The organism is Thiomicrorhabdus indica (genome assembly GCF_004293625.1).
GTDB classification, from domain to species: Bacteria; Pseudomonadota; Gammaproteobacteria; order Thiomicrospirales; family Thiomicrospiraceae; genus Thiomicrorhabdus; species Thiomicrorhabdus indica.
This window is the reverse complement of record NZ_CP033040.1, coordinates 1,386,514-1,404,250: the sequence shown is the minus strand read 5'-3', so window position 1 is coordinate 1,404,250 and position 17,737 is coordinate 1,386,514. Positions and strand designations below refer to the sequence as shown.

Here is a 17,737-nt window from a genome sequence, read left to right as displayed (position 1 = left end):
CGATTTCGATTCCATTAGATTAAATTGTAAATAAAGACAATCATTACTAGTACAGGGACGATCCATCTTAAGGTGACGCGATACTGATTTAAAGTACGTTCCTGTAAACCCAACTCACCTTTTAGTTTCTCTTTCGAAAGTACCCAGCCAACAAAAATTGCCATAAAGAATCCACCGGCCGGTAACATTATATTTGCCGTTAGAAAGTCTAGACTGTCAAAGAAAGTTTTGTCTGAAAATAGATAAATATCAGACCAAGTATTAAAAGACAAAACGGTCCCAATTCCTAACACCCAAGTGACAAACCCAAATCCCCAGGCCGCTTTATTACGTTGAATTCCCCAGTTTTGTTCAAACCAACTGACAGCAGGTTCAATTAAAGAAATAGCTGAACTCAGCGCCGCCAAAACAACCAAACCAAAAAAAAGTGTGCCAAAAAACCAACCACCCCACATTTCACTGAAGGCCACTGGTAACGTTTGGAATAACAAGCCCGGTCCCGAAGCTGCATCTAAATTATTACCGAAGACAATTGAGAAAATAATCACCCCTGCTAACAGGGCAATGGCTGTATCAGCAACAGCAATCCAAATTGATGCTTTAACGATTGAGCTTTGTTGGTTTAAATAAGAGCCATACACCATCATGACACCCAATCCCAGACTCAAAGTAAAAAACGCATGTCCCATTGCAACCAGAACCGCTTCAGCGGTTAATTTCGAAAAATCTGGCTGAAACAAAAAGGTAACGCTTTCTTCAAACCCTCTTGAAGCCACCACATACCCCAATAAAATTAACAAAATCGCAAATAAAGCTGGCATTAAAATATTGATGGCTTTCTCTAAACCATTTTTAACACCTCTAGAGACAATCCAAACGGCCAGCAAACTAAAAGCCGTATGCCAAAATAACAGTTGCCATGGTGAACTCAGCAAGGCTGAAAAATCCCCCTGAATGGTTGCCACATCTTGAGAAATAAAATTTCCTTGAAGACTTGAAACAAAATAAGCACCAGACCAACCTGCAATGACGGAATAGAAAGACAAGATAAAACCAGCGGCTAAAACCCCATTTAACCCAAGTAATGACCAAAGCTTTGAAGCCTTATTTTCTCGAGCTAAATTCGCCATACCTTGTACAGGATTCGCCTGTCCTGCTCGTCCTAAGGTAATTTCAGCAATTAAAAGCGGCAAGCCAACCAACAGCACACAAAAAAGATAAACCAACAAAAAAGCTGACCCCCCATATTCACCAGTGATATAAGGGAATTTCCAGAGATTTCCCAGTCCTACTGCGGAGCCAATCCCCGCAAGGATAAAAATTGACTGGGAAGACCAAGTTTCTTTTGAAAGTTTTAGCTGGCTCAAAGCGTTTCCTTTATAATTGGTGAAACAATCAAAAATTTATTATACACAAGCCCATGCATATCCAGGCCAACTACTCTTTATTGAAACATAACACTTTTCATATACAGTCGAAAACTCAATATTATGCTGAAGTCAGCCGTCAAAGCGACATTCTCACATTGAGATCGGATCTTAAGTTGGCATCACTACCTTGGAGGATAATTGGCGGCGGCAGTAACTTGCTCTTCACTGAAAACTTCAATGGTGTCACCGTTTGCTGTACCTTCAATAAAATCAAAATCATGCAGGAAGATAACGATGATGTATGGATTTCGGTCGGTGCAGGCGTCGCTTGGATTGACTTGGTTCGTTACACCGTGGCTCAAGGTTGGTGGGGGCTTGAGAATCTCGCTCTCATCCCTGGAACTGTTGGTGCTGCACCGGTTCAAAACATTGGCGCTTATGGTGCAGAAGCTCGAGACACGATTACCCGAGTACAAACATTAGACTTATTCGATGGTCAACGCCGAGAATTTCGCAACAGCGAATGTAATTTCGATTATCGCACCAGTATTTTCAAAGAAGAATTTAGTAATCGACTCTTAGTACACCGTGTTACTTTCCGTTTGAAAAAACTTACAGCAGGCCATGCAAACCTATTCTATGAACCTTTGAAAAATGCCGTCGCTAGTTACGAAAAAGAAGAACTTACGCCGCAAATTATTTGTGACACCGTTGAGAGAATTCGTCGGAATCGACTGCCTGATCCAAACAAAAATGGAAATGCCGGTTCTTTCTTTAAAAACCCTGTTGTCGATCAAGAATACTTTGAAAAACTCACAGAAGATTTTCCTGACATGCCTCATCATAGAATGGTGAACGGATGCTACAAAATTCCAGCTGCTTGGCTTATTGAAGAGGCTGGTTGGAAAGGGAAATCGATACGACAAGCTGGGGTTTGTGATATTCACGCTTTAGTATTGGTGAATCTTGGCGGTGCAACCGGTTGTGATATAAAGAACCTTTCGCAAGCCATCCAAGAAGAGGTAAACCATAAATTTGGGATTCACCTAGAACCTGAAGTGTTAATTTGGTAAAACTGAATACCAGCCAGTTAAAGCTTACCGGCCGGTAAGTTTATTTTTTCCTATTTCGGTATGGAGTCCGATGCCTCTAAATTCGTGGAAGAGTTTTCATTAAACATATGCAACGTGCGTGTCGGAAAGGCAATCTCTGCCCCATAACTCGCGATTACATCGCTAATTTTCAAAAATACATCTTGCTTAATCTCATGATACTCAACCCAATTTGTGGTTTTGGTAAAGGTATAGACCATAAAATCAATAGAAGACGCATTAAACGCATTAAAATTAACAATCAACGTTTGCTCCTGATCAATTTCAGGATGTTCTTGTAGCATCTGTTTAACATCTGCCACCACTTGAGGCATTACATGAATATCGCTGTATCGAATGCCAATATGCTCATAAATTCGGCGATTTGTCATTCTCGTGGGGGTTTCAATGGCGATGGTTGCAAAAATTCCATTAGGGATGTACAGCGGTCGTTTATCGAAGGTGCGAACTGTCGTCATACGCCAGCCAATCTTTTCAACGACTCCCTCAATCTGTTTATCTGGTGAACGAATCCATTCACCAACTGTAAAGGGTTTGTCCAAGTAAATCATTAAACCACCAAGAATATTCCCAAGAAGGTCTTTTGCCGCAAAACCAACCGCGATACCACCGATCCCACCAAATGCTAACAGCCCTGTCAAACTGACACCAAATGCATTAAGGAAGAACAACCCAGTCAAAACAAACGCTAGCAATTTAATAATCTTTGCAAGTGCCTCAACGGTCACCTCATCAAAACGATCATCCACACGAGCATAAGCTTTAAGATGCAATTCAAGTCGTTGCACCAATCGAATCACAAACCAACCGACAGACAAAGTTAAGATTGTGGATTTAAACGATTGAATAATTGGAATTAAATCAACATAGATATTGAGTCTATAAATAAGGGTTGTTAATGCTAGAACAGTACCTGTCACCCAAATAAAGAAAGAAACGGGTGCACGAGAAGCATCAACAAAACTGTCCAACCAAACTTTATGACGCTTCAAAAGTTGATAATGTAAAGTCTTTAAAAAGCGTCTAGAAATTAGGTCGATAACGGATGTCGCTAACAGGATTGCAGAAATCATTAGAATCCATACTTGCCCACCGAATAAGGTGACTAAATCGGCCCAAAGCCCTACTAACCATTCCATTAAAGTAATGCCTCTTGAATCTCTTGATAATTAAACACTCGATTCACCGCTTGCACCGCTGATTGCCAAACCGGATCTAAATGAAGTTTTTCCATTGTAAATTTGCCATGCGCCTGAAGGCGAATCAAGCGCGCGTGATTTAGAGGTGAACCTTGCCAGTTTACCTGTGCAATAACTTTATCTGCCGCAATGGGATCATTACAGACTAAAACCAAGTCGCAACCCGCATTTAACGCCGCTTCGACACCAGTCACAATATCTCCATAGGATTTTGCCGCTTGCATACTCATATCATCGGAGATAATCGCACCTTCAAAGTGACATTTTTTTCGCAAAACTTCTTGCAACCAAAAAGCTGAAAAACCAGCCGGCTTGTTATCAATTTGCGAATAAATGACATGTGCTGGCATAACTGCTTCCAAACCTTCTGCAATCAAACCTAAAAATGGTTGTAAATCTTTCTGTTGAATTTCAGAAAAACTTCGATCGTCCACAGCAATCTCAGAATGGGTATCCGCCTCAATAAACCCATGACCGGGAAAATGTTTTCCCACACAGGCCATTCCTGCTTGATGCATTCCGTTCATTAAATGCGCTGCCAATTTTGAAATCGTTGCTTTATCCGATGAAAATGCACGATCTCCAATAACTCTTGACTCACCGTAGTCAATATCCAATACAGGTGTAAAACTAAAATCAACCCCACAGGCAAGTAGTTCCGAAGCTAATAGCCACCCAACTTTTTTCGCATCCGACTGAGCTTTTTCAGGGTGCTCGGCAAAATATTTTCCTAACGCACGCATAGGCGGTATGCGCGTAAACCCTTCACGAAATCTTTGCACTCGGCCACCTTCATGATCCACCGCAATCAATAGCTTTGGATGGCGTAAAGCATGAATCTGCGAGGTGAGCATTTTTAATTGTTCAACAGACTCATAATTACGGCTAAACAGAATTACGCCAGCCACCAGTGGGTCAAGTAAACGTTCTTTATCCTCTGGGGTTAATTGTGTTCCTTGAATGTCAATCATCACGGAACCTAACGACATCGCTTTTCCTAATAATCTACGTGATGATAAAGGGTTGAAATGAACATTTAATGACATGAAACTACCGAAATCTATAAACCTATAAAAATGTGCTATCTTAACGCACTAATGCCGCTGTTTTTTATAGCCGTTTTTAGACTTTAAATACCGGCTAGTAAAAAACCCGTTTGTTATAACTCAAAAAATTGATGATTACTATGACTGATTCAAAACAAAGCCAACTTTTATCGATTGCCACTCATCAAACACACCTTGGTGACATTTCACTTCATCAAACCGCACTTATTACCCTTGAAAATGGGTTGGGAGATTATCGTGGTAACAAAAATCGAAAAACAGCTATCACATTAATTTCAAAGAAATCTTGGGAAATTGCATGTAAAGAATCGGCAGCCAATCTTGATTGGACACAAAGACGAGCTCAGCTCTTAATAGATGATATCGAATTCTCCGATGAGGATATTGGTCGAAAAATTGCCATTGGCAAAGTTATATTACAAATCAACCAAGAGACCGATCCCTGCCAACTGATGGATAAGCTCCATCAAGGCTTAAAACACGCCTTAACACCAAATTGGCGAGGTGGAGCACGATGTGAAGTGCTTCAAGGCGGATGGATTGAAGTCGGAGATGCCGTTCGTTGGCTTGATTAAATTCTAAAGTTAATCACTTGCTTAATGATTATGCCGCTGTTTGATGTCTAAATGATCGCGCCATTGATCACCAATTAGATTCACCGCAAGTACCACTAACATTAATGCAATCCCAGGCACTAATACCATATGAGGTGCAACCAACAAATAGCGAGTCCCCTCCTTAATCATATTTCCCCAAGAGGCATCTGGGGGTTGCACGCCTAACCCTAAGAACGATAAGCCTGCTTCCGAAATCACCGCTGCAGCGATTCCAAAGGTCGCTTCAACCCCTAGAGGAGCAAGAGTCAATGGCAACATGTGGCGCCATAGGATTACTGGCTGCGAAGTACCTAAGGCCTTCGCTGCATGAATGTGTTCACGGTTTTTAAGCGCTAAAGTTTGGACTCTGGCTAGGCGTGCATAACCAACCCAGCCAACAACGACCAATGCAAAAATCACATTTTCAATCCCTGGTCCCAACACCGCCGCTAATGCTATAGCTAACAATAACCCTGGAAAAGCGAGAAACACATCAATGATTTTGGTCACAACTCGGTCGGTCATTCCGCCCATATAGCCGCTGTACAAGCCAATGCTCGTACCAATAATAGCTGAAAAAGTCACAACACCTAATGCCACTAAAAAAGAAGTTTGCGCACCCAGAATCAAACGTTCTAACATAGGACGTCCAAGCTCATCACTGCCAAAGAGTGTTGCCGTTTGTGACATATTTGGTGTCTGTAAAATCAGATTCAGGTTGACTTGATTTGCCTGCTCTCCCATCACAAAACCAAGCAAGGCAAAACACACCCAAAGCGAAACAATGACATAGCTGAAAATTTGTAAAAATCGTAACATCACCAACGCTCGCTACTTTTGAATTCGGATACGAGGGTCAAGTGTTGCATAAACCAATTCAGTGAGCCCATTGATTGCAATATAGGCAATACTAATCACTAAAATACAGGCTTGAACCACTGGATAGTCGCGTTTTTGAATGGATTCAATCAATAATTGACCAAGTCCCGGCCAGTCAAAGACCACTTCGGTAATCACAGCACCTCCTAAAAGTGTCCCCAACTGTAAACCCAATAGGGTGACAACCGGTAGCAAAGCATTTCTCATGGCATGATTGGTTGTTACTTGCCACCCATTTAACCCTTTGGCCTTTGCTGTACGAATATAGTCTTCATGCAATACTTCCAACATGGAAGCTCGTAACATTCGAGCTAAAATAGCAGCCAGTGCGGTTCCCAAAGTAATGGCAGGTAAAACCCATGACCAAGGTTGTTCAGTTCCACTGACAGGAAACCAACCAAGCCATAGCGCAAACACCAAAATTAACATTGGTCCCAACCAAAAATTCGGAATAGAGACCCCGACTAGAGACACACTCATGGATAGATGATCTGGCCATTGTCCTGCTCGAATCGAAGCCCAAATTCCAAGGGGAAATGCAATTAGAATGGCGATCAACATCGACATTAACGCTAATTGCGCAGTCATTGGAAAACGCTCTGCAATTAATTCAGACACCGGCATTTGCGAAAATAGCGATGTGCCTAAATCCCCTTGAAATACACCACTTAGATAAAGCCAATATTGATGATAGATTGGCAGATGCAGCCCCAACTGTTCTCTGAGAGTTTCTTCATCGGCTGGACTTGCCCATTCCCCTAACATGACGGCTACGGGGTCACCCGGAACCAAGTGAAGTAAGAAAAAGACAAGCGTTCCAACCACCCAAGAGACAAAGACGACCGATCCCAATAAACGCAGTGAAAAACCTAGCATTGGTTCCACCCGTTTATTTGATTCTGCTCAATCAGCGCTTTCAACTGCGACAATTCAGGCTCCAAAATCAAAACATTAGTTGTCGTAGAAGTCATATTAAAAAGCTTAAGTAAATCATTGTTATGCAATCGAATACATCCATGAGAATAAGGTTTACCGGCCGGTTCATTCTTCCAATTCCCACTACCGTGAAAATAGATATACCTTGCCAAGGTGTCACATTGCCCGAATCTAGCGATTCGGCGATTAAAGCCCTTTTGACAACCCGTTAACCACAAAATTCGAGTAAGAATCCAGTCTCTATCAGGATTCTCAAGCGACAACTTTTCCGTAAAAATTTCACCCGTTGCACGTCGTCCAACAAAAACCGAATTTTCAGGCAAGCCTTCACCAATTTTGGCTTTAATTCGATGCCAGCCTAATGGGGTTTGGCCGCTCCCAGATAAATTCCCCACGCCCGCTTTCCCAGTACTGACCAATGCTTTCCATAGCACACTAAACCCCATTGAATTGTTCACCTGCTTTTTACAGACATAAACTTTTTGCTCGGTAATCGAAACCACCACAAACAATTCTTGATCCGCAATATTAGGCTGCTGACATGTTACATAATTAGGCCAACCTAAGTTCAACGGTAAGTTTACCGGCCGGTCATCATTCACAAAGCTCACCTTGCTCCATTAGGTTAACAGCTATCGACAGAGTTTCGAGGCATCGGAGTTTAACTTTTATAGACATTTAACAGCCCGTCATAGCGTCCATCAGAAAAAAGTGGATAGTTTCGTAGATTCTTGGAACGAACGACGTATTGATTCTCATACCATAAAGGCATAGCAGCTAATTGGTCGTGCAATCGTGTTTGTAACTGCCGGTAAATGGCCGCTTGTGATTCAATAGTTTGCGCCATTCCCCCTTCTTTGATCAAAGTATCCGTTTGAGGGTCGATAAATCGTCCTCGGTTTGCACCATTAGGTGGAATAGCGGTGGAAGCAAACACATATTGGAATATGTCGGGACTTTTTACACCGACCCACGCCAAACTATAGAGCTGAAAACGACCTTTTTTAATATCACTGTAGAAGGTTCCCCAGTCATAACTTTGAATTTTCAAATCAATCCCGATTTTTTTTAATTGGGATTGATAAATTGTCGCCAAACGAATCCTTGTTGGATCATTTGATGTTTTGAAACTTAAACTTAAAAACCTCTGTTTCTGACCGGCCGGTGTCATTCGTTCCGATATATATTCTTTTAAATTATTGTCTTGTAGACATATTTGAATAATAGATTGAACTTTTTTTCTCGCAATCTCAGGTTCATAATCATAAGCATTCAAATGATCGACACCACACCAATGCTCGGGAACTAATAACCCTTGAGCAAGTCGCCCTTGGCCATTGAAAATGGCATCAATGATTTGCTGTCGGTTAATTCCTTGGGCAATCGCTTGACGAAGCGATAATTGACCAAGAAGAGGATCTTCAAAGTTAAACCCTAAATAACCGAAATTAGTCCCTTTATGCCAATCAACCTGAAAGCCATCAAGTTGAGAGCAATACTGCACCAACTCTGGTGACAAATCATTTTGAAGTAAATCAATTTCACCTTTACGAAGTTTTAACACTCTTACCGTAGCGTCTTTCACAGTAAAAAATTCAAGCGGTGTTTGGTCTGTTCGTCTAATAATTCTCAATGCTTGAGCGGTTTGCTGCTCAAATACACAAGCGCCGCTCCCTATTGGCTGTTTATGAAAAGGGTGATTTTGATCAATCAGTTCTTTGGGCAAGATACCAATAACCAAACGACCAACAAACAAAGCATCGGGCTTGTGCAAATAGATATCAAACTGTTGATCGTCAATGATTTCCATCTGTGAAATGTTTAACAACGACCCCCTGTGCGCTGACCCCAGTGTTTTATCAAATACACTTTGATAAGTCGCAATCACATCCTTTGAAGTTAAGCTTGTTTGATTGTGATGAAACTGCGTCTGTTCAACCAGTGTAAAACGGTAATGTGTTGGAGACAATTGTTGCCAAGTCGCCAAGTCGGGTTTTGGCAAAAATTGTGCATCAAAATCAATAAGCTGACGATAGATTAAACGATTAATTCGAGTTGAGAGAGCATCCGTTGCTTTTCGCGGATCTAGCATTTGAGGTGCACCAGACACTCCCATACGAATCGTTCTATCAGACAGAGATTTCTGAGAATCTGAACAGCCTTGCAATCCAGAAAGAAGAGAAAACCCACCTAGGCCGGAAAAAATTTTTACGCTTTGTTTGATGGTTTCTCGGCGAGTTTTCATAAAAGAGATATGTTCAAGTAAAACTTATAAACCACATCATCTGTTTGTGTAAACCTCCAAAATGGATCAAAACATAACGGATGATGTGTCAAAAATAAAAATTATGACGTAACTGGGATTTGCAGGAATTTATCAAATCTTTGCAAATCCTCAACCGTTAAATCCCCAAGAACCGCTTCAAGTTGTAGCATATTCAAAACCTGATTATGTAAGGCTTCAATCAGGTTTTTACGAGCTTGCACTTGATTGGTTCGGGCACTCAATACTTCAAGCATATCCTTCAAACCAACTTTGTAACCCTCTTCGGCCGCTTCTAAAAATGCATCATTCGATTTTACCGCTTCACGCAAGGCTTGAATCAAATTTACACCCTGCTCAATATTTCTAGATAAGGTACGTGCATCCAGTTTTGCAGAATCTATGGTTTCTCTTAAACCCTGCTGACTAGCTTCTTTTGAAGCTTCAGATGACTTAACATTTGCAGTCGTTGAACCACCTGAATACAAAGGCATAGAGACATTTACTCCAAATGAGGAGGTTGTACCGTCTGCAGCTTGCGCCCCTGACCCATTCGAATATTGTGTATCACTTAAACTAGCTTGAAAATTGACCGTTGGCCAAAATCCAGATTTTTGAACTTCAATTTCTTGCAATGCTACTTCTAATTGCGCTTTTGCCTGCAAAACAGCCAAATTATTTTGGCTAGAATCCATTTGTAGCTTGTCAATGTCAAAATGCATGCTAGGCAGAGATGTCGACATCAACAATTCATTTAATTGGTTTTCATCAAAACGCTTGCCAGTTAATTTTGCTAAAGCTTCAAGACTAATATCCAAGGCGTTTTCTGCACTGATACGTTCTGAACGCGATAAATCATAGCTTGATTGCGCTTGTAATACATCGACTCTGCTGGCTAAACCAACTTCAGCTGAAGCTTGCGCACTCTCAAGTTGCGTTAAATCTGACGCTTCCTTAGTTTTGAAGAGTTGTAGATTTTGCTTTGCTAAAAGCACATCAAAATATGCCTGAGCTGTCGATAAAATCAAATTTTGTTCGGCAATTGCGACTGATAGTTCAGACGTTTGAATGGCAGTTTTTGCTTGGTCATAACGAGACCACACTTCATGTTGATAAATCGATTGATTCAGTGTCACGGCCATTTGAGAGGAATTGTAATCAGCGCTTGGTGAATCAATGTCATTATATTGGCCACTCGCAGTAATTTGAGGGTAAAGTCCACCTTTAATTGAACGAATGGATTGTTTATCGGCTTCAAGTTGAGCCTTTGACTGAGCCAACAGAGGGTCATTTTGTAACGCCATTTGAAAAATATCAACCAATCCGTTTGCAGACGCAGCGGCCGGTAATGCTAAGCTCATGGCGGTCACCAATACCGAATTGGTTATTTTTTTCTTCAAAACTTTATTTAATGGCAACATGACTAAATCCTTTTAAGTGACAAACTAGGTGCTTTGCCCTCGCCACAAGGTTGAAAACCTTCCAAGGGAAGAAACACTTAAACGAGTAAAATTTATTAAATAGTTTGCAAAGTGTAACAGCTACTACACTTTTAAATGTGCAAATTGTTTGACAAAATATGCACATTCTTCTTGAATTTAAGATTTTTCATCTGCTCGCCAAGCACAATAAGGATAGTCAGACAAACTTATATTGTAAAAGCGTTTCTCTTGAGTCACTTCTCTGCCAACCCATTCAGGCATAGCAATCAATTCATCTTCAGAAGCCATTTCAACTTCGGCAACGACAAGTCCGGCATTATCTCCGCTAAATTCATCAATCTCCCAGGTATGTTGACCAAACTTGACTAAGTAGCGAACTTTTTCAATCACAGGGCCTACTGCTAAAGTAGCCAACATTTTCTTTGCATCATCAAAATCAATTGAATATTCGTATTCATCTCGGCTTAAGCCAATTTCTAGACTTTTGATATTGATGTTGGCTTTATCTCCTTCAATGCGAATTCTAACCGAGCTTTTCGCTTTTGAATTCAAAGGAGTTAAATAACCTTGTGCAAAAGGAGTGTGTTGATGAGCTAAAGATTTCCAATCGTCAGTTTTAAGTAAAAACTTTCTTTCTATTTCACGAGCCATACGAGCGTGTCTCTTTTTTATCTATTTTATGGATTATAAACACCGGTCGAGAGATAGCGATCCCCTCGGTCACAAATAATACAGACGATAACGGCATTTTCAGTTTCATTCGCAACTTGAAGTGCGGCAGCGACAGCTCCTCCCGAGGAAACTCCAGCAAAAATCCCCTCTTGTTTTGCCAAATTTCGCATAGTTTCTTCTGCTAAATCTTGCGACATATCAATCGTACGATCAACTCTAGTTGATTCATAAATTTTCGGCATATACGCCTCTGGCCAACGACGTATACCAGGAATTGCTGCGCCTTCTTTAGGTTGCACACCGACAATCTCGACATCAGCATTTTGTTCTTTTAGATACATAGATGTCCCCATAATTGTTCCAGTGGTTCCCATCGCTGAAACAAAATGCGTGACTTGCCCTTGAGTGGCATGCCAAATTTCAGGACCTGTGGTTTGATAATGCGCTAACGGATTATCCGGATTGGCAAACTGATCTAACATGATGCCTTGACCTTCATTAACCATACGTTGCGCTAAATCTCTTGCACCTTCCATCCCTTCTTCTTTGGTTACTTCAATTAACTGTGCTCCATACGCACTCATCGAAGCCTTTCGCTCCATACTCATGTTATTAGGCATGATTAATTTCATTTGGTAACCACGCATAGCAGCCGCCATAGCCAAAGCTATTCCTGTGTTGCCGCTAGTAGCCTCGATCAGCGTGTCACCGGGTTTAATCTCTCCACGTTTCTCCGCTTGCAAAATCATATTCAATGCGGGCCTATCTTTTACTGAGCCAGCCGGGTTATTTCCTTCAAGTTTTGCCAAAACAATGCTATTTGTCTCGGTATTAACCAAACGTACCAATTGAACTAAAGGTGTATTTCCAACACAGTTACTAAGTGTTTGGTAGTGCATATTCATTCCTTAATCGACAGGGTTTTAATAGAAATTGTATTATCTAAATAGTTTTATGAACCCAATATTAGCAGAGCTGAGAGACTTAACGGTATAAGTATATTGATTGCGACATTAATTCCAAGTACCCGGTGCCAATCTTCAAATGTATGTGTAGCAATATGTTCTGGAAGTGAGTTTAAATCTGAAACCTTTCTCTCAAATGCCATCTTAAACTCATCAGACATTTGATGATAAGTACTGAATACCTGTTTTATTTGCCAGATAATAAACGCACTCCAAATAAAACTTATAAAAATCCATCCATAAGTTTGGCCCTGAATCGCCATGCTCCACAAGCAGCACAGGCTGAGAAATGCACCCGCAGAATAAAACCATAAGGCGTTTTTTAATCCATATTTAATCACGAGATTTTTACGACCAACCGTTTGATCTGCAAAGTAATCCGGAACTTGATTCAACAACAACAAATTATTCACCCAGAAAAAAACCACGAACGATAAAACGAATGACTCGACGGTGAAAGTCTGACTGGCAATCCAAAATGCACTTAAAACCATTAATGGGCCAAATGCTAAACCAGCAGAAGCCCAACATAGCCAAGGTCTATGTACTAACCAACGACTATAAGACAACATTAAAATACCACCAATAAATGCTAGGAAAAATAACTCTATGCCATAAATCCAAGTAAATGCCATCAAAATAACCATTAATATTCCAAACAACACTAAGAGGGCTTGATTTGCTAAGGGCAATAAGCTCGGTATTAATACAAAAGTTCCAGTTCCTCCGCTAAATGGGGTTTTAGGGGTTTGAGCATCTAATTTATTTTTTGAATCCGTTATTTCATTGTGCAAGTTCACCCAAGCATGAGCAAAAATAGCACCTACCAAAGTCATAACAAATGCTGGCCAATTCCATGAATAGCCATTTTCAAATGCGATTGAAAAACCTAAAGTGACTAATGCAATTGGAAGCACTAAAAAATTTGGACGTGTCGCAACCAATAGTTTGCGAAATTTATCCCATTTGGATAAAGACGAGATATCTTGTGATTGCATTGGTTTTGACAAACTCCACAATGAAATAAAACTTAAGGAATCTTACTCGATAAACATTTTTTATAAAACAACTTAACTTGCAAAAAATCACTTACTTTAGGCGCTTTAAATTTGGTAACATTCTCTAATATCGCGGTTTAAGTAATAATTATTACTTATTGATAAAGTATTTATTTAAGCCATGTATGACAGTCTCATATCAATCTCTGGGAAATTGTATTCTTATGACCAAGAAAACAGATCAACCTCAATCAGCCGAGCCAATTGAAAACGCTAATTCATCGAAAACAGACGTTAGTACCGAAGCCATAAATAAAGATTTGGCCATAGCAACGAACGATTTTGAAAACTTGACTGAAGATTACAAAATGAGTGTTGAGAAAAACACCTTAAACCCAGAAGACATTCATTACGTCGTTGGTGTTGGTGCAAGTGCAGGTGGTCTTGAAGCTTTACAACATATGGTGGCGAACCTGCCTACCAACACCGGTATGAGTTTTGTCATAGCGCAACACCTTTCTCCATCTTATAAAAGCATGATGGTTGACTTACTGGAAAAAGACTCGACCATCCCTGTCGTGCCAGCCAAACACCAAGCATCATTACAGCCTAATACTATTTATGTTTGTCCTCCGAATTACAATATTGAAATTAATCACAATGACCAAATTATCCTAACTGCAGCGTCACAAGAACGACAAAGTCCACGTCCATCTGTGGATTTATTATTCGAATCTATTGCTGTTGCAAAAAAAGAAAATGCAATAGGGATAGTTTTGTCAGGAACTGGCTCAGACGGAGCCCGTGGAATTCGAGCAATTAAAGGCGAAGGTGGTTTTGGTATAGCACAGGATCCAAATGCTGCAAAATATAACGGCATGCCAAATTCTGCCATTAATTCTGGAAATATTGATTTAATTCTAAACGCTCAAGAGATAGGTCTTGAACTTAAAAATATTCTTAAATTTCCAAGAGCACACAACTACTCATTTGAAGAAACAGCCATCTCGCGCGACAATTACAATCGCATTATGGGCTTGGTTAAAAAGCACTTTAATGTTGATTTCACTCTCTATAAAGAGACAACTATTCTTCGTCGTATTGAACGTCGAATGACGACATTAAAAATTCCCAAGATTGAAGACTACCTAAGTTATTCAATGGACAATGCCAAAGAAATCGAACTCTTGTTCAATGATTTCTTAATTGGTGTAACCGCCTTTTTCCGTGACAACCGTGCGTTTGAGTCTCTGCACACTCATTTGCAGCATTACTTTGTTAACAAATCGAGCAAAGTATTTCGAGCATGGATTCCAGGTTGTTCCACTGGGGAAGAAGCTTATTCAATAGCCATCCTTCTTAATGAGGTCATTGGCCCTGCAATTGATGAATATAAAATTCAAATTTTTGCAACCGACATTGACAAAAATGCTATCGAGTTTGCCAGAAATGGTGTTTACCCTGAAAGCGCTCTGCAAAACATGCCAGACCTTTATAAGCGTAAATACTTTACCTTGCATAATGATCACTACGAGGTCATCAAACCGATTAAAGCAAATCTAATTTTCTCGGTTCACAACTTAATCAATGATCCACCTTTTTTAAGACTTGATTTACTTTCTTGTCGTAACCTGTTGATTTATTTCAACTTAGAGTTACAACGTCAACTTATTCCGATCTTCCATTATGCCTTAAACCCTAAAGGTTTACTTTTCTTGGGACAATCCGAATCCATTGGCGTATTCCACGAACAGTTCCGTTCTGCATCGCGTTCTGGAAAAGTTTATGAAGCCGTATTCTTAGGAAAAAAACATGCACCCCTAAGAAATGTTTCATACCAAGATATTGAAGATTATATTGATCCGGTACAGGCCAAAGACGATGACATGAAGGTTGGGCGTGCAACCAAACCGTCTTTTGAAATCACCCTTCAAGACTTAATTACTGAAAAACTCAATCAAGAGTTTTTTAAATATGTCATCGTTTTGAATGAAAACCTCGACATCATTTTCAATAAAGGTCAAAACCCATTGTTGGTTCGTCCAGATGGTCAACCTTCCAACAACATATATAAAAATTTACACCCAACATTGACTATTGATCTTCGATCGGCAATGCACTCATTGGAATTACAAGATGTTGAATCCATAAAAACCCCCTACCAACGTCTCGAAATTGGTAATAACAGTTTTTATGCTCGTATCAACCTACTAAGAATTGAAGAACGCCCTCGTTTAGGGGCTCTTTTTTTACTGCTTTGTCAAATTGATGAAGAGATGGATGTCCCTCGATCAATGGACAGCAATGCAGGAGAAGAGCGTTTTAGTAAAGAGCAAGAACGCCAGTTAATTAAAGCCAAAGAACAACTTCAATCCGTCATTGAAGAGCTTGAAACGTCCAACGAAGAAATGCAATCGATGAACGAAGAATTGCAGAGCTCAAACGAGGAACTTCAAAGCTCAAACGAAGAACTCGAAACTACGAATGAGGAGTTGCAGTCAACCAACGAAGAATTACAAACAGCCTATGCAGAACTTCGAGTTGCCTATGAAGACAAAGAAGCTCAGCAATCTAAACTGGAACAACTCACTTGTGATTTAGCTCAATCTAATCAGCGTCTTCGGGAAGCAGAATTCCTTGGTAAAATCGGTGCCTTTAATTGGGACATTAATTCTCGAAAATTAAATTGGACCACCGGAGCGTCTCATCTGTTTGAAATAGACGATGAAAATTTTTCTCCAAGCTATGAAGCCTTTATTGGACTTGCTCACAGTGAAGACCGCGCAAAATTAGAAAAATATATACACGAATTGCTTGAAGGAAAATCACTGAAACCACTCGTGTATCGAGTACAGAAATCTTCATCAAAAAATACTATTTGGATAGAGTTTGATGCCGTAGTGTCTTTCAATGATTTGAAACAAGCAAACAAGCTAATCGGTACCCTGAAAGACGTCAGTCAAATCGTGGCACATCAACAGCAACTTTCGGAAAAAGAGAGCTTAATAGAAGAAGTCTTTGATATTCCAGCTGCCCAATCGGTTTTTGACTTTAGCAGTGAAAAATTTACACATTTGAATGATCGTTTTATTCAGTTATTTAATGTCGCAGAGAGCCAAATTGAACAAGGTTTTAACTCTGATGAATTCATTGATCAAATTTCTAAAGAGAGTCGTGATAGCTTTATCGCATATTTGTCCAAAGTTCAAAAGTTGAAACTTACGCAAACTATGACCATACGTTTCAAATTGAAACCAAAAAATAGCGATACTGATTCACTTGAAGTTCGAGCCACTGTTTCACCTCTTGAGATGTTGGAAAATAACCGCGTAAAAAGCTGTATTGTGACGATTATTACCAAACCTATTTAGAGGATTAAATTTAACCTGCTTAAAGATAACCATTCAATCGTACATACCAACCATTCCGCCACGCCCCTTCATTTTTTGATGAAGGGGCATTTTTAATGCGACTATCCAAAACCTGTTTGGCTGAGTTAACAAATAACTCAAGCAACACCTGCTGTTGAAAGTTTACCGGCCGGTCAGGTTTTCCTCGAACCAACGCCACCTTTTCTAAAACTTGTAATAATCCCCATCCTTGATTTTGATAACGCTCTTTTGGGTTATCTCCCCAACCTTTAAAATTGACATAATCAACTAAAGCAAAACGCGTTTTAGGATTTCGCAACATTTGATGCAAAATTTCTGACACTTCAGGTTTTTTTAAGGCATTTTGACTCTTTAAGCGTGTTAGACGTTTTAGAAAACGACTCCAGATGAACTGAGCCTGAAGGCTTTGAGTTTTTATGAGCCACTGTTTTAGCTGTGAGGAGTCTGCATTGTGTTTAAACTGTAAAAACGCTTGTTTAGAGTTCCAAGGCGCGGAACCAGTTAGCCAATTGAGACCGGCCGGTAAAGTTTGATGTTGAGAAATAAATCGAACCAACTCTGGAAACTGCTCTTCAAAACGTAAGTCTGTTTGATTGGTGACTTCAGAAAACCAAATAAAATGGCCGATTCCCATGGATGCGAACGACTCATTAGCATTCCAATGCATTAGGTTTTCAGGCTTAGAAGCGCATTCATTTTGGTAAATCTTCTGCCCTATTTGAACTAATTCACCGGCCGGTAGATTCATTGCGTTGGCGATTTTAAGACTGCCGATAAATAGCGCTAAAATTAGAAAAGACCTCATTCCATCTCCATACAAAAAAGCCCCAAGATAACTTGAGGCTT

At 40.1% G+C, this 17,737-nt stretch carries 15 protein-coding genes; 3 read left to right on the top strand and 12 right to left on the bottom strand.

The features are described from left to right. Nucleotides 1-14: 14 nt before the first annotated feature. Nucleotides 15-1,367 carry a sodium-dependent transporter gene (locus D9T12_RS05910; RefSeq protein ID WP_130537310.1) on the bottom strand — a complete coding sequence of 451 codons (1,353 nt, stop codon included), beginning with the start codon at nucleotides 1,365-1,367 and terminating at the stop codon, nucleotides 15-17. 53 nt (nucleotides 1,368-1,420) lie between these two features. Here D9T12_RS05910 and murB point away from each other — a divergent pair, with 53 nt between their 5' ends. Beyond that, nucleotides 1,421-2,443: a UDP-N-acetylmuramate dehydrogenase gene (murB, locus tag D9T12_RS05905; RefSeq protein WP_130537309.1), complete on the top strand. Its 1,023-nt coding sequence runs from the start codon at nucleotides 1,421-1,423 to the stop codon at nucleotides 2,441-2,443. Between the two features lie 50 nt (nucleotides 2,444-2,493). Here murB and D9T12_RS05900 read toward each other — a convergent pair whose 3' ends face one another. Next, nucleotides 2,494-3,621, bottom strand: coding sequence for a mechanosensitive ion channel family protein (locus D9T12_RS05900; RefSeq protein WP_130537308.1), 1,128 nt, complete (start codon nucleotides 3,619-3,621; stop codon nucleotides 2,494-2,496). After that, nucleotides 3,621-4,670: a beta-N-acetylhexosaminidase gene (gene nagZ / locus D9T12_RS05895; protein WP_130537307.1), complete on the bottom strand. Its 1,050-nt coding sequence runs from the start codon at nucleotides 4,668-4,670 to the stop codon at nucleotides 3,621-3,623. The genes D9T12_RS05900 and nagZ overlap by 1 nt, the downstream gene beginning before the upstream one ends. Nucleotides 4,671-4,867: 197 nt before the next feature. Here nagZ and D9T12_RS05890 point away from each other — a divergent pair, with 197 nt between their 5' ends. Next, nucleotides 4,868-5,323 (top strand): MOSC domain-containing protein, encoded by a 456-nt coding sequence (locus tag D9T12_RS05890; protein WP_165395046.1) that lies wholly within the window; start codon nucleotides 4,868-4,870, stop codon nucleotides 5,321-5,323. A gap of 21 nt (nucleotides 5,324-5,344) precedes the next feature. Here D9T12_RS05890 and D9T12_RS05885 read toward each other — a convergent pair whose 3' ends face one another. The 8 genes from D9T12_RS05885 to D9T12_RS05850 form a co-directional block, all read right to left on the bottom strand. Further along, nucleotides 5,345-6,163: an ABC transporter permease gene (locus D9T12_RS05885; protein ID WP_130537305.1), complete on the bottom strand. Its 819-nt coding sequence runs from the start codon at nucleotides 6,161-6,163 to the stop codon at nucleotides 5,345-5,347. A 12-nt stretch (nucleotides 6,164-6,175) separates the two neighbouring features. After that, nucleotides 6,176-7,099 (bottom strand): nickel ABC transporter permease, encoded by a 924-nt coding sequence (nikB, locus tag D9T12_RS05880; RefSeq protein WP_130537304.1) that lies wholly within the window; start codon nucleotides 7,097-7,099, stop codon nucleotides 6,176-6,178. Further along, on the bottom strand, nucleotides 7,093-7,770 hold the full coding sequence (locus D9T12_RS05875) for a L,D-transpeptidase (protein WP_240693249.1): 678 nt from the start codon (nucleotides 7,768-7,770) through the stop codon (nucleotides 7,093-7,095). Before D9T12_RS05875 ends, nikB begins: the two co-directional genes overlap by 7 nt. 50 nt (nucleotides 7,771-7,820) lie before the next feature. Further along, nucleotides 7,821-9,404: an ABC transporter substrate-binding protein gene (locus D9T12_RS05870; RefSeq protein WP_130537303.1), complete on the bottom strand. Its 1,584-nt coding sequence runs from the start codon at nucleotides 9,402-9,404 to the stop codon at nucleotides 7,821-7,823. A 101-nt stretch (nucleotides 9,405-9,505) separates the two neighbouring features. Further along, on the bottom strand, nucleotides 9,506-10,843 hold the full coding sequence (locus tag D9T12_RS05865) for a TolC family outer membrane protein (RefSeq protein WP_130537302.1): 1,338 nt from the start codon (nucleotides 10,841-10,843) through the stop codon (nucleotides 9,506-9,508). A 177-nt stretch (nucleotides 10,844-11,020) separates the two neighbouring features. Further along, on the bottom strand, nucleotides 11,021-11,515 hold the full coding sequence (locus tag D9T12_RS05860; RefSeq protein ID WP_130537301.1) for a CYTH domain-containing protein: 495 nt from the start codon (nucleotides 11,513-11,515) through the stop codon (nucleotides 11,021-11,023). A gap of 26 nt (nucleotides 11,516-11,541) precedes the next feature. Continuing rightward, nucleotides 11,542-12,435: a cysteine synthase CysM gene (gene cysM / locus D9T12_RS05855; RefSeq protein WP_165395045.1), complete on the bottom strand. Its 894-nt coding sequence runs from the start codon at nucleotides 12,433-12,435 to the stop codon at nucleotides 11,542-11,544. Between the two features lie 53 nt (nucleotides 12,436-12,488). Next, a complete protein-coding gene (locus D9T12_RS05850; RefSeq protein ID WP_130537299.1) occupies nucleotides 12,489-13,499 on the bottom strand; it encodes a prenyltransferase in 1,011 nt (336 codons plus the stop codon). Between the two features lie 224 nt (nucleotides 13,500-13,723). Between D9T12_RS05850 and D9T12_RS05845 the strand changes: the two genes are divergently transcribed. Then, a complete protein-coding gene (locus tag D9T12_RS05845) occupies nucleotides 13,724-16,870 on the top strand; it encodes a chemotaxis protein CheB (protein ID WP_165395044.1) in 3,147 nt (1,048 codons plus the stop codon). Between the two features lie 19 nt (nucleotides 16,871-16,889). Here D9T12_RS05845 and D9T12_RS05840 read toward each other — a convergent pair whose 3' ends face one another. Next, a complete protein-coding gene (locus D9T12_RS05840; protein WP_130537297.1) occupies nucleotides 16,890-17,696 on the bottom strand; it encodes a hypothetical protein in 807 nt (268 codons plus the stop codon). Nucleotides 17,697-17,737 lie beyond the last annotated feature (41 nt).